The sequence below is a fragment of the Pseudoalteromonas sp. P1-26 genome, assembly GCF_001401795.1.
Classification (GTDB): Bacteria; Pseudomonadota; Gammaproteobacteria; order Enterobacterales; family Alteromonadaceae; genus Pseudoalteromonas.
This window is the reverse complement of the sequence record NZ_LKDX01000004.1, coordinates 139,620-152,363: the sequence shown is the minus strand read 5'-3', so window position 1 is coordinate 152,363 and position 12,744 is coordinate 139,620. Positions and strand designations below refer to the sequence as shown.

Annotated in this window: 17 protein-coding genes and 1 tRNA gene; 12 read left to right on the top strand and 6 right to left on the bottom strand. The window is 40.2% G+C overall.

The annotated features are described in order from the left end of the window. Positions 1 to 87, bottom strand: a tRNA-Ser gene (locus AN394_RS04195). 259 nt (positions 88 to 346) lie between these two features. On the opposite strand from AN394_RS04195, the gene AN394_RS04190 reads away from it, so the two are divergent. The 12 genes from AN394_RS04190 (at position 347) to AN394_RS04135 (ending at position 8,418) form a co-directional block, all read left to right on the top strand. Continuing rightward, entirely contained in the window at positions 347 to 1,012 is a 666-nt protein-coding gene (locus AN394_RS04190; RefSeq protein ID WP_054561596.1) for a Bax inhibitor-1/YccA family protein, read from the top strand. Between the two features lie 55 nt (positions 1,013 to 1,067). Then, on the top strand, positions 1,068 to 1,421 hold the full coding sequence (gene tusD / locus AN394_RS04185; RefSeq protein ID WP_054551401.1) for a sulfurtransferase complex subunit TusD: 354 nt from the start codon (positions 1,068 to 1,070) through the stop codon (positions 1,419 to 1,421). Then, positions 1,418 to 1,774, top strand: coding sequence for a sulfurtransferase complex subunit TusC (gene tusC / locus AN394_RS04180; protein WP_054561597.1), 357 nt, complete (start codon positions 1,418 to 1,420; stop codon positions 1,772 to 1,774). Before tusD ends, tusC begins: the two co-directional genes overlap by 4 nt. Beyond that, entirely contained in the window at positions 1,771 to 2,037 is a 267-nt protein-coding gene (locus tag AN394_RS04175; RefSeq protein WP_055020866.1) for a DsrH/TusB family sulfur metabolism protein, read from the top strand. The genes tusC and AN394_RS04175 overlap by 4 nt, the downstream gene beginning before the upstream one ends. Before the next feature lie 3 nt (positions 2,038 to 2,040). Continuing rightward, positions 2,041 to 2,370: a TusE/DsrC/DsvC family sulfur relay protein gene (locus AN394_RS04170; RefSeq protein WP_054561599.1), complete on the top strand. Its 330-nt coding sequence runs from the start codon at positions 2,041 to 2,043 to the stop codon at positions 2,368 to 2,370. Beyond that, the gene (locus tag AN394_RS04165) at positions 2,370 to 3,017 is read left to right on the top strand and encodes an rRNA large subunit pseudouridine synthase E (protein WP_055020865.1); all 648 of its coding nucleotides are present in this window, start codon (positions 2,370 to 2,372) and stop codon (positions 3,015 to 3,017) included. Before AN394_RS04170 ends, AN394_RS04165 begins: the two co-directional genes overlap by 1 nt. After that, a complete protein-coding gene (locus AN394_RS04160; RefSeq protein WP_055020864.1) occupies positions 3,010 to 3,444 on the top strand; it encodes an NUDIX hydrolase in 435 nt (144 codons plus the stop codon). Before AN394_RS04165 ends, AN394_RS04160 begins: the two co-directional genes overlap by 8 nt. 177 nt (positions 3,445 to 3,621) lie before the next feature. Further along, a complete protein-coding gene (mnmA, locus tag AN394_RS04155; RefSeq protein ID WP_054562001.1) occupies positions 3,622 to 4,722 on the top strand; it encodes a tRNA 2-thiouridine(34) synthase MnmA in 1,101 nt (366 codons plus the stop codon). Beyond that, a complete protein-coding gene (gene hflD, locus AN394_RS04150; protein ID WP_054561602.1) occupies positions 4,722 to 5,324 on the top strand; it encodes a high frequency lysogenization protein HflD in 603 nt (200 codons plus the stop codon). Before mnmA ends, hflD begins: the two co-directional genes overlap by 1 nt. A 33-nt stretch (positions 5,325 to 5,357) precedes the next feature. Beyond that, entirely contained in the window at positions 5,358 to 6,728 is a 1,371-nt protein-coding gene (gene purB / locus AN394_RS04145; protein ID WP_054561603.1) for an adenylosuccinate lyase, read from the top strand. A gap of 73 nt (positions 6,729 to 6,801) precedes the next feature. Beyond that, entirely contained in the window at positions 6,802 to 7,947 is a 1,146-nt protein-coding gene (locus tag AN394_RS04140; protein WP_054561604.1) for a cupin domain-containing protein, read from the top strand. 12 nt (positions 7,948 to 7,959) lie between these two features. Next, on the top strand, positions 7,960 to 8,418 hold the full coding sequence (locus AN394_RS04135; protein ID WP_054561605.1) for a GNAT family N-acetyltransferase: 459 nt from the start codon (positions 7,960 to 7,962) through the stop codon (positions 8,416 to 8,418). Between the two features lie 54 nt (positions 8,419 to 8,472). Here the strand turns inward: AN394_RS04135 and AN394_RS04130 are convergent, their stop codons facing one another. The 5 genes from AN394_RS04130 to AN394_RS04110 form a co-directional block, all read right to left on the bottom strand. Continuing rightward, positions 8,473 to 8,919, bottom strand: a complete 447-nt coding sequence (locus AN394_RS04130; protein WP_054561606.1) for a DUF4826 family protein — start codon at positions 8,917 to 8,919, stop codon at positions 8,473 to 8,475. Positions 8,920 to 9,032: 113 nt separating this feature from the next. Beyond that, the gene (locus AN394_RS04125) at positions 9,033 to 9,563 is read right to left on the bottom strand and encodes a DUF924 family protein (RefSeq protein ID WP_054561607.1); all 531 of its coding nucleotides are present in this window, start codon (positions 9,561 to 9,563) and stop codon (positions 9,033 to 9,035) included. Positions 9,564 to 9,572: 9 nt separating this feature from the next. Next, complete coding sequence (locus tag AN394_RS04120) at positions 9,573 to 10,817, bottom strand: lipoprotein-releasing ABC transporter permease subunit (protein ID WP_054561608.1); 1,245 nt, start codon at positions 10,815 to 10,817, stop codon at positions 9,573 to 9,575. Beyond that, positions 10,807 to 11,505 carry a lipoprotein-releasing ABC transporter ATP-binding protein LolD gene (lolD, locus tag AN394_RS04115; protein WP_054561609.1) on the bottom strand — a complete coding sequence of 233 codons (699 nt, stop codon included), beginning with the start codon at positions 11,503 to 11,505 and terminating at the stop codon, positions 10,807 to 10,809. Before lolD ends, AN394_RS04120 begins: the two co-directional genes overlap by 11 nt. Further along, entirely contained in the window at positions 11,498 to 12,715 is a 1,218-nt protein-coding gene (locus AN394_RS04110) for a lipoprotein-releasing ABC transporter permease subunit (RefSeq protein WP_054561610.1), read from the bottom strand. Before AN394_RS04110 ends, lolD begins: the two co-directional genes overlap by 8 nt. Positions 12,716 to 12,744 lie beyond the last annotated feature (29 nt).

Below are 12,744 nucleotides of genomic sequence, written 5' to 3'. Positions count from 1 at the left end.
GGAGAGATAGGGATTTGAACCCTAGAGGGGCTACAAACCCCTGCCGGTTTTCAAGACCGGTGCATTCGACCACTCTGCCATCTCTCCGACGGCGTGCATAATAGATAAAGCGGCCGTGCTTGTGAAGCTTTTTTTTCAAAAAACTGTTTAAGTGATTAAAAAACAATTAATTTGCTCAGCATTAATACAGTAGCGTTTAGATTGTGCGCAACATTGAACTTTTCGATTATTTATCTTGTCTATTGATCCACAATAGTTTGCCCAAATATATAACTCTTGATAGGCTTAGTTCAGTTTAATAATTGGAACTAACGAACGTATAAGTTCATTTAAAGGAGCTCTAACAATGGCGTTTAATCAATCGTACAATACTGCAAGACCAGTAATGTCGACTATTGAAACCAATAAAGTTTTAAAGAATACCTATTTCTTACTGGCGATGACACTGGCATTTAGCGCAGTGACAGCAGGTATATCAATGGCAATGAATCTACCTTATTTTATGGGGTTAGTATTTAGTTTGATTGCATTCGGTGTACTTTTTGTTGTTCACAAAAAAGCAGACAGTGCATCAGGTGTTGCTTGGGTATTTGTTTTCACAGGTTTAATGGGCGCAGGACTTGGTCCAATGCTTAACTACTACGCTGCAATGCCAAATGGTCCTATGCTTATTATGCAAGCGTTAGGCTCTACTGCGTTAATCTTCTTTGGTTTGTCGGCTTATGCGCTTACCACTAAAAAAGACTTCTCATTTATGGGTGGCTTTTTAACTGTAGGTTTAATCGTGGTTATTATTGCAAGCCTAGTTAACTTATTTATTGGCAGCTCAATTACCTTTATGGTTATTAATGCTGCAGTTGTGCTAATCATGTCTGGTTTAATCTTATTTGATACTAGCCGCATTATTAATGGCGGCGAGACTAATTACATTCGCGCAACAGTTGCTTTATACCTGAACGTGTATAATTTATTTACGTCTCTTCTTCACCTACTTGGTGCAAGTGATGACTAATTAAATAGTTCTGCTAAAATAGCCCCTTTCTAGGGGCTTTTTTATTGGATGCGTTTTGGCACAATTTGTACTTTCTCTTCATACCGCGCCGACCGATCACGACACAACTCAACGGCTAATTAAATTTGCACAGGCCTGTCTTGACTCTGGTCACTCAATTGCAGCTATCTTTCTTTATCAAGCTGGTGTTTACCACGCAAGTAACCATTTAGAACTTGCCAGCGACGAGCTTCCAATTAATCGTTTGTGGCAGTCGTTAAGTGAGCAAGAGATCCCTCTACTGCTATGTGTCACTGCTGCTGAAAAGCGTGGTTTAGATATCGATAACACAGGCGTGTTTACCGTCGCAGGGCTTGCAGAATTTGCGATGCTTGTCAGTGAAGCGGATAAATGGGTGCAATTTAAATGAAAAACATTTTAGTAATAAGCCAACATAGTCCATTTGATGATCAACATATTCGTGACTCACTCGACACCACACTGATTTTTGCTGCTATTGAACAAAACATTAGTTGGCTTCTAAGTGGTGAGGCTGTTTTAGCTTTGAAAAAAAATCAACAGCCAGAGCAACTTGGCATAAAAAACTATTTTAAAACCATTAAAACCCTTGAGTTATACGATGTTGAAAACATATATGTATGTGAAAAGTCGTTAATGGATTTTAACCTTTCAGAAGATAGTCTGATTATCGATGTTAAAGTAGCTAACTTTGAGCAACAGCGTGAATTAATTACAGAGCAGCATCAAGTGGTGACCTTATGAGTACCTTGCATATTTTTTCAAAACCCTTAGCTCACTATTGCAATAATATGTTGGCAAATTTGATTTCTTCGCAAGATACAGTGCTACTTGTTAGTGACGCTTGTTATAACAACATGCAGTTTAAGCAATTCTCTTCAGCAATTCATTTACTTGAAGAAGACGCTGTAGCCCGTGATATTTCATTTAATCAAGGCGATATCGCAATAAACTATGCACAATTTGTAGAATTGACTTTAAACGCAAAAAACACGATTACTTGGTAAACCATGCTTGAATTTAATAACAAACAGATAGAAACAGACAAACAAGGGTATTTACTTGATTCAAATGATTGGTGTGAAGAGCTTGCACCTATTATTGCTGAACAAGAAAACATAACCTTAAGTGAGCAGCACTGGGAAGTTGTGCATTTTGTGCGTGATTTTTACGTAGAGTACAACACTAGCCCTGCAATACGCATGCTGGTCAAAGCAATGGCCCAAAAGCTAGGTGAAGAAAAAGGTAATAGCATGTATTTGTATAAGCTATTCCCTAAAGGCCCAGCAAAGCAAGCGACTAAAATTGCAGGTTTACCTAAACCGGCTAGGTGTATTTAATGGTTAATAAAGCCAATAGCAAACCACGTCGCAGTAGCGGTCGAACTTATTCAAGGCCGACTCAAAAACGCCAAGTTAAAAAAGCAATTAGCCCTGAGCAGCGCAAAGTGGTGCTATTTAACAAACCATTTGATGTGCTTTGCCAATTTACTGATGATCAAAACCGCAAAACGCTTGCCGACTTTATTACTATTAAAGACGTATATGCAGCAGGACGCCTAGACAGAGATAGCGAAGGACTTTTGCTCCTTACCAACTGCGGTAAATTACAACACACACTCACTGAACCCAATAAAAAAACAGCTAAAACTTATTGGGTGCAAGTAGAAGGTGATGTTACTGATGAGGCTATCTTTGCACTTAACAAAGGTGTAGAGCTTAAAGATGGCATAACCAAGCCTGCCAAAGTTAGGCGTATTGACGAGCCGTCAATTTGGCCACGTACCCCGCCCGTTCGCGAGCGTAAAAACATTCCAACCAGTTGGTTAGAAATCTCTATCACTGAGGGGCGTAATCGCCAAGTTCGCCGTATGACAGCGCATGTTGGCTTCCCTACTTTGCGATTAATTCGTTACAGCATTGGTAACTATACCCTTGATGGATTAGAGAATGGCCAGTTTAAAGTTGTGAACAACCCTGATGCATAAACCCAATGTCACAGTGGCCGCCATCGTCATATGCCAAGACAAATTTTTACTTGTTAAAGAGCGCGATAAACACACAGGTGATATTTGCTATAACCAGCCTGCGGGTCATTTAGAAGCCAATGAAACCTTAGCAGAAGCAGCTCATCGCGAACTTATTGAAGAAACAGGCATTAGCCTTAATGCCAGTCACCTTGTTGGCATTTATAATTTGCATGCCGCAAATGGCGTTCACTATATGCGTTTTAGCTTTGCTTTTAATAGCCCAGAGCTATTTGAACCATCTCCCCAAGATGATGACATTCTTAGCGCAGATTGGTTTAGCCTTGAGCAAATTAAAAACCTGCCACTTCGAAGCCCTCTGGTTTTAAAATGCATTGAAGATCATTTAGCTGGTAAAGCCTACCCACTTAGTTTAATTTACCAATAACCGCTGTGATTTTAGCTGGTTTGGGTGTCTAAAAGTTTGCTATGCCCAAACCACTATTACTTGCAATCAATGCCTTGCCTAAATCGCTTTTAATTCCAACTGAAACTCGCATCTTGAGGTGGTTTGGGTATATAATATCGGCCTTTCCATAGCAGTTAAAAAATGACAGCGAATATTATGAGCGAAAATAGTCACATTAAAGTCATCGTGGGTATGTCCGGCGGTGTTGATTCTTCTGTATCAGCGTATTTATTAAAGCAACAAGGCTATCAAGTTGAAGGCCTGTTCATGAAAAACTGGGAAGAAGACGATAATGATGAATATTGCGCTGCAGCTGAAGACCTACAAGACGCACAAGCTGTGTGCGATAAGCTAGGTATTGAGCTTCACACTGTAAATTTTGCAGCCGAATACTGGGACAACGTGTTTGAGTACTTTTTAGCAGAGTACAAAGCAGGCCGTACGCCAAACCCAGACATCATGTGTAATAAAGAAATCAAATTCAAAGCATTTTTAGAATTTGCAGCACAAGCACTTGGTGCTGATTACATCGCTACTGGCCACTATGTTCGCCGTGAAAAGCGCGGTGATAAATTTGTAATGTGTCGTGGCCTTGATGACAACAAAGATCAAAGCTATTTCTTATACACTCTAAGCCATGAGCATATTGGGCAAACACTTTTCCCTGTTGGCGATATTGCTAAGCCTGAAGTACGCCGCATCGCTGAAGAGCAAGACTTAATCACTCACGATAAAAAAGACAGTACCGGTATTTGTTTTATTGGTGAGCGTAAATTTAAAGACTTCTTACAGAAGTTCTTACCAGCACAGCCAGGTAAAATTGAAGATACCGATGGCAATGAAGTGGGTGATCACGAAGGTTTAATGTACCACACACTTGGTCAACGTAAAGGTCTATTAATTGGTGGCATGAAAGAAGGTTCGGGTGAACCTTGGTATGTAGTTGATAAAGACGTTGATCGTAACGTATTAGTGGTTGGTCAAGGTAAAGACCACCCTCGCCTGTACAGCAATGGTTTAAATGCAAACCAGCTTCACTGGGTTGACCGCGAAGGCCCTAAAGGGACCACACGCTGTACTGTTAAAACTCGTTATCGCCAAGAAGATATCAGCTGTACTTTACTTGTTGGTGAAGATGGTATGGCACGCGTATTATTTGATGAGCCACAAAAAGCAGTGACACCGGGCCAATCAGCCGTATTCTACGCTGACGAAGTATGTTTAGGTGGTGGTATTATTGATTCGGTGATCAAATAATGACAGAGCACCAAGTCATGGCTTTAGCTGCCATGTGTCAAGTTGCTAAACAAGTACAAAAAGTTGCGCAATATGGCCAAGGCAGTGATCACGAATTAGAAAAATTACTAAACTGTATTGTCGAAACATCACCAAATAGCCCTGAAGACGTGTATCAGGGTAAACATAATTTACGTGAAGGCTATCGCATTTTGATTGCACAGCTTTCTGCCGGCGCAGACAAAGACGTCGAAATCGTAAAATATGTGGGTGGTTTAATGCAATTAGAACGTGCATTAAGTTCAAAACAAAACAGCTTAAATGAATTAGGTCGTCGCATTGATGATGTTAAACGTCGCCTCGACCACTTTGCTATCACAGATGATACTGTAGTAGCAGCGCTTGCTGATATTTACTCATCGGTGCTAAGCCCCCTTGGGCATCGTATTCAAGTGTATGGCAAGCCAGAATTATTAAAACAGCAGCTCACGCAAAACAAAATTCGTGCCCTATTATTGGCCGGAATTCGTAGTGCCGTGTTATGGCGACAAATGGGCGGGAAACGCCGTCACTTTTTCTTTGCAAAAAGAAAAATCCTCGCCATTGCTAAACAATCAATTTAATTATCGTTCAAACTAGACAATTTAGGAGTCATTATGGAGCTTTCAGCGTTAACCGCTATCTCTCCGGTAGATGGTCGCTATGGCAGCAAGACCACGGAACTACGCAGCATTTTCAGCGAATTTGGTTTAATCAAATACCGTGTAACTGTTGAAGTTCGTTGGTTACAAGCTTTATCTGCAGCTAGCGCAATCAAAGAAGTACCGGCATTTAGCGACGAGGCTAATGCTTTACTTAATGCCATTGTTGATAACTTTAGCGAAGCTGATGCAGCACGCGTTAAAGAGATCGAGCGCACAACTAACCATGACGTAAAAGCAGTTGAATACCTACTTAAAGAAAAAGTAGCTGATAACGCAGAGCTTAACGCAGTTAACGAATTCATTCACTTTGCCTGTACTTCAGAAGACATCAATAACCTGTCTCACGGTTTAATGCTTACTGAAGCGCGTGACAAAGTATTACTTCCATACTGTGACCAACTTCTAAATGCATTAAAAGAAAAAGCAGTTGAGTACAAGTCAGTTGCGATGATGACACGTACCCACGGTCAACCAGCTACTCCTTCTACAATGGGTAAAGAGTTTGCAAACGTCTACATGCGCTTAAAGCGTCAACGTGACCAAATTGCTAACGTAGAAATGTTAGGTAAAATCAACGGTGCTGTAGGTAACTACAACGCTCACCTAAGTGCATACCCAGATTACGATTGGCACAGCCACGCTGAGCAGTTCGTAACGAGCCTAGGTTTAACATTCAACCCGTTCACAACACAAATCGAGCCACACGATTACATTGCTGAGTTATTCGATGCAGTTGCACGTTTCAACACTGTATTACTTGATTTTGACCGTGACGTTTGGGGCTACATTGCACTTAACCACTTCAAACAAAAAACAATCGCAGGTGAGATTGGTTCATCAACTATGCCTCACAAAGTAAACCCGATTGATTTTGAAAACTCTGAAGGTAACTTAGGTATTGCTAATGCTATCTTTACTCACCTTGCGCAAAAACTACCTGTTTCTCGCTGGCAACGTGACTTAACTGACTCAACAGTATTACGTAACCTAGGTGTTGGTATGGGCTACACACTTATCGCTTACCAAGCGACATTAAAGGGTGTTAGCAAGCTTGAAGTAAACGAAGAGCGTTTATTAGCAGAGCTAGACCAAAACTGGGAATTACTAGCAGAGCCAATCCAAACAGTTATGCGTAAATATGGTATCGAAAAGCCATATGAAAAACTTAAAGACCTTACTCGTGGTAAGCGCGTAAACCAAGAAATCATGGCTGATTTCATCGATGGTCTTGAGTTACCTGAAGAAGCAAAAGTAGAAATGAAAAAATTAACTCCGGCTAATTACATTGGTCGTGCTGTTGAGTTCATCGACAACTTAGCTTAAATTCAAATTAAGACTTAAAAAAGCGAAAGGCCTTCCTTTCGCTTTTTTTATATCAATTCGCTTAGGTCATGTTATGTATCAATTAACCATCAACTCATTAACCCAAGAGCAATTTTTAGCTGAGTATTGGCAGAAAAAACCATTACTTATAAAGCAAGGCTTCAAGGATTTTTCAGATCCGATTGAGCCCGAAGAATTGGCCGGTCTTGCCATGGAAGAAAGCATTGAATCACGTATTGTGACCAATCACTCAGATGATTGGCAAGCATACCATGGTCCTTTTGAAGACTTTAGCTTGCTAACTGAAAAGCACTCAACATTACTGGTGCAAGCAGTTGACCATTGGCATAGCGATGCAGCGCAACTACTGGAGCCATTTCGCTTTATTCCAAACTGGCGTATCGATGATTTAATGATCAGCTACTCTACCCCGGGTGGTGGCGTGGGTCCGCATTTAGATCAATACGACGTGTTTATTATTCAAGGTGAAGGAAAGCGCCACTGGCGAGTTGGTTTACCTGATGCGAACTTAAAGCAATTTGCACAAAATAAGAGCCTGTTACAAGTTGAACAATTTCCTGCCGTGATCGACTGTGTGTTAGAGCCGGGAGATATTCTCTATATTCCACCAGGTTGCCCACATGAAGGTTACGCAGTTGAAAATGCACTTAATTACTCTGTAGGTTTTAGAGCGCCAAATCAACGCGATTTATTATCACAATTTGCCGATCACCTCATCGATACTGAGCTTGGTAATCAACGATATGGTGATGCAGAGCTTAAGTTGCGTTCATCTAAAGGTGAACTTAACCAAACTGAAGCAGAAAAAGTGAAGCAACTTATGATTGCTGCGATTAATGATGACGCAGTATTCAAGACTTGGCTTGGTAACAGTATGAGTCAGCCAAAACATGACATGGATTTAGCGCCTTTAGAGGAGCCATATACACTAGATGACGTAAATGACTTACTTAATGATGAGGACGTTGTTTTTGAGCGTTTAGGTGGTACCCGTGCCATTTATCAAGTAATTGACGATAAAATACTTTTAAGTATTAATGGTGTTAATTATATGCATGATTTAACTGACCTTGAATTAATAACAAAGCTCACAGATCAAACCTGGCTGACCGCTGCCGATATAAATAGTTCAAAAAATAATCACATTTTCTTGAAAACCTTTACTACACTTTTAAATGAGGGTATTTGGTTTTGTTAGGAGCGTGTGTTTATGAGCTATCAAATAGATGAAGTTGAATGGAGTATCGACAAGGAACTCTTACAACAGATCAGAGAGCGAGTATTTGTATGCGAACTACATATTCCTAAAGACATTGAGTTTGATCATTTAGATAAAACAGCACATCACGTACTCGTGACCGACGAGTGTAAATGCCCAGTTGCCACTGGGCGTTTATGTAATGATGGCCTCATTGGGCGTATTGCAGTTTTACCTGAACATCGTAACCGTTCGGTTTACAAATCATTATTGAATTACTTAGTAGGCATGGCTGAAAAGCAAGGCTGTGATTGCGTCAGCATTAATTGCATATTGAACGAAGTAGATAGATTTAAACGAAATGGTTTTTCGGCTGATGGCTTAGTATTTATGGAGGCTGGTATTCCAAGGCAGCGAATGCTCTGCCCTATTAAGCAATTTGATACGCGGCCATTCACTTTGGTGCATTAAGGTATATGTTAAATAAAAAAGCTGAATAACATTATTCAGCTTTCTTATTAGAAGTTATGCAGGCTCGTTTTGCCACATTTCTTCTTTTTCAAATAGCTCATATAAACCATGAGCACGGTTGATTAACAGGTTAGCAAAATCAACTTTGGTTTTATCTACCGCACCTGATTGCATTAGCTGATCAGCCTTCATTTGCCACTGCATTGAGAAATAACGTAATACTTCACGTGCATTATTTGCTGCACTTGCTTCAGCGTGATCGGTAGGTAAACGACCGGTGATCACCCAATAGCTCTTACCGTTTTGTGCTTTAAATTTCCAAATCGCTACTAATGGGGCGATAAAACGGCTTTCTTTTTCTACAACAGTTTGCGGAATAACGCCTTTTTCAGCTAAATGCTTTTGTGCATTTTGGAAACATTCTCTTTGCCAAATAACACTTTGTTTTTGCGCTTCGGCTTGTTCTTCTGGTGTTAATGGTCTTGCTTGTTTTTGTTCCATGGTAGTTACTCTTTTACAACATTTCTGACACTTTAAGGTTTAAAATGGCGCTGTGCAAGTGTTTACGGGCAATCAAAGAGCATTTAAATTTACATGCGTACTATTCAATCAACTCAGAAAGATGAGTTAGGCTCTGTTAAAAATTGCAGCTCTTCAGCTGTTGATTCACGACCTAAAATTTTATTGCGATGTGGGTAGCGACCAAACCTATCAATAATCACTTTGTGCTTTAGTTCAAATTCATAATTACTCATGCCTTTAAACAATTGCTCAGCTTGCTGATGAATGACTTTCGATTCACTGTGCATATACGGCATATAAATAAACGCAGTTTGAGAGCTAGGTAACTTTTTATCAAAACCTAATTCAATGGCTCTTTGCGCTAGACTTAATGCTTGTGGGTCTTGGCTGAACGCCTTTGCTGTATTACGGTAAATATTGCGTGAAAACTGATCTAACACGATAATTTCAGCTAAAGAGCCTTGAGCATCAACTCGCCAATCTGCATGTTCGCCAGCGATAACCTGCAAAAGGCATTCTGAAAACTCACGTGTAATTAAGGCATCAACTTCGTCTGATTGCTGATACCAAACTTCTGGTCCTAATTCATTAAACCAAAAATCGATAATGCGTTGCTTATCCATAAACACTCCTTAATTACCAAGAACTTTTGCAGGGTCAACTCGGGTTGCTTGCCACGCAGGATATAAGGTAGCCAAAATAGCGAGAACAAAAGTAACAATTACCGTGATAACAATATCTTGCCAAACTAGTTTACTGGGTAAAAACTCAATAAAATAAACCCCTTGTAATGGGTTATCGCCAAATAAGTTACTTGCCCAAGTGAACAGTTCACTGATGTTTAACGCAAGCATTACACCGATAACTGTGCCTAAGATCACACCAATTAAAGCTTGTGTAAAACCTTGCATTACGAAGGTTGCTAAAATGGTGCTATCTTGTGCGCCCATGGTTTTTAAAATTGCGATATTTGCCTGTTTTTCACGTACTTCCATCACTAAAGACGAAACAATATTAAAACTCGCTACCGCAATTATTAAAAACACCACGATATACACAATAGTGCGAACCATTTGAATATCTTGATATAAGCTACCCTGGGTTCTAAACCAACTTGAGACATAGACATAATCAGGAATAACTTGCCCCACACGCATCGCCGTTTGATGGGCCGCGAACACATCAGCTACTTGTAATCGTAAACCGGTTACTTGGTTTTGCTCAAAACTCAACACACTTTGCGCTTTATCAAGGCGAATAAAAGCCGCTGTTTCATCAATTGGGCCGCCCATTTTTATAATACCCGCAAGATTCAAGCTAACACGCTTTGGCGCCAATAAAGTATTACTTTGCTGGTTTATCTGTGGGATTAATAAGGTAACTGGGTCGCCAATTTTAAGGCCCAATCGGTTAACGATTTGTTGGCCTAAAAGCACATCTTCTTGTTGTAGCTGGCTAACTAAGCGCCCTTCTGTAAATTGATTTAACGCCGACACTTGGTTTTCAAATTCAGGGCTTACACCACGCACTTCAACTGCTTTTAACTCACTTTTATATTGCGCCATGCCGTTGACACTAATAAACGGCGCAGCACCTGTTACACCGGCTTGAGAGCGCAGTAGAGCAACTTTTGACTGCCAATTATTGATTGGTTTGTTAGGCGCAACATATTCAACCTGAGGTACGACCGATAAAAGCCGATGTACTAGCTGCTGCTCAAAACCATTAATAACTGATAAAGCAACAATTAGCACAGCGACACCTAAAAGAATGCCGATTGTCGATGCTTTAGCGATAAAACTAACAAAACCGTTTTGTCCGTCTTTTTGGCCACTATGGGCACGAAAGCGTTTTGAAATAAAGGCACTAAGCAACATGCTGAGACTCTTTAATTGCGAGCTTACCATCATCTAAATAGGCAATTTTGCCTAGTTTATCTGCAAGTTCTAAATCATGGGTTACCACAACAAAACTGGTTTTTAAGCTAGTATTTAATTCTTTAATTAAATCGTAAATCTTAATTGCGTTTTGTTTATCTAGGTTACCGGTTGGTTCATCGGCAAGCACCAAAGCAGGCTCGGTTACTAATGCACGTGCTATTGCAACCCGCTGCCTCTCACCACCTGATAACGCCGAAGGTTTATGTTCGCTACGATGAGATAACCCTACTTTATCTAGCATGTTACGGGCTTTTTCGGTTGCCGCTTTTGCGCTTAAGCCTTTAATTAATAATGGCATTGCAACATTTTCGATGGCAGTAAATTCCATTAATAGATGATGGAATTGATAAATAAAGCCCAAATTTTCATTTCGGAAACTGGCTTGTTGTTTACGGTTTAATTTAGAAACCTGCTGACCTTTAATTTCAACCTTGCCTGAGCTTTCGTTATCTAAGGTACCTAATATATGCAATAAGGTACTTTTTCCTGAGCCAGAGCTCCCTACAACAGCTAACATTTCGCCTTGATTAAGTGCTAAATCAACCCCTTTTAATACCGCAACCTCGTTATCGCCATCTTGATAGACTTTATTTAACTGCTGACAATTGATAACTAAATCACTCATAACGTAATACCTCTGCTGGATTCACTTTTGCAGCTTTTCTGGCAGGATACAAGGTAGCTAAAAAGCTCATCGCAATACTCCCTGCGGCAATAAAACTCAAACTTATAACATCAAATTTAACGGGTAAACTCACGCCCGCTAGTAAATTGATGCCTAACATATTCAACAATTCATTAATGTTGCTACTTAATAGCACACCAAGTAACGCACCAATACTGGTACCGATAAGGCCGTTATATAAGCCTTGGATCATAAACACGTGCTGCACTTGTAACGGAGTTAAACCCAGTGTTTGTAAAATAGCGACTTCACTTTGCTTCTCACTGACCATCATGGTTAATGCTGAAATGATATTAAACACTGCAACGAGCACGATTAAGCCAAGTAACATCGACATAATGCGCTTTTCCATTGCCACAGCGGCAAATAGTGTGCCTTGGCTAGCTCGCCAGTCAGTCACTGTGTAATCGTTTAAAATAGCTAACTGCGATTGCAATACTTGCTCAACAGCAAATGGTTCATACAGCGATACACTCAAATTAGGGGCTGCTGATTTTGCTAGTTTTAAAACTCTGCCTAACGAATAGCCACTGGTAAATGCTAATGACATATCAATTTCTGACTGTGTTTCATAAAGTGCAGCAACGGTAAACAAGCGCTGACTCGGTACTCGACCAAGGGGGGTATACGAACTGGCATTAGGCATGATAACCCGTACTTTATCCCCAAGAGAAATACCCAATTTTCGACTCAAGTAGCGGCTAATCGCAATATGGTAGTTGCTGTCCATTACTTGTGACCAATTGCCGGCAACAATTTTATCTTTTACGTTATAGATGGAGCTTCCTTCATCATAAAGGCCTTGTAACAATACGCCATGCAAATCTTGGTTAGTTTGTAAAATGGCTTCGCCATGGCGGTATAGGTTAACTTGTTTAACATCTTGAGAATTTGCTAGTTGCTGCTTTAACTGCAGCATGGTTTCTTTCGAGTTATCTTCGGCTGATACTTCAATATGAGGAATTAAACCAAGCATGTTGGTTTTAAGGTTATTCTCAAAACCATTCATTACTGAACTGACTGTAAACAAGGCCATTAAACCAATAGCAATGCCCGCGATAGAGAAAAATGAAATAAATGAGATAAAGGCATTGCCCTTTGAGGAGCGACTATATCTCAGCCCTATAAAAAGGCTAACAGGTTGAAACATAATAAATTATGGGTATTCCAAGGGCTAAA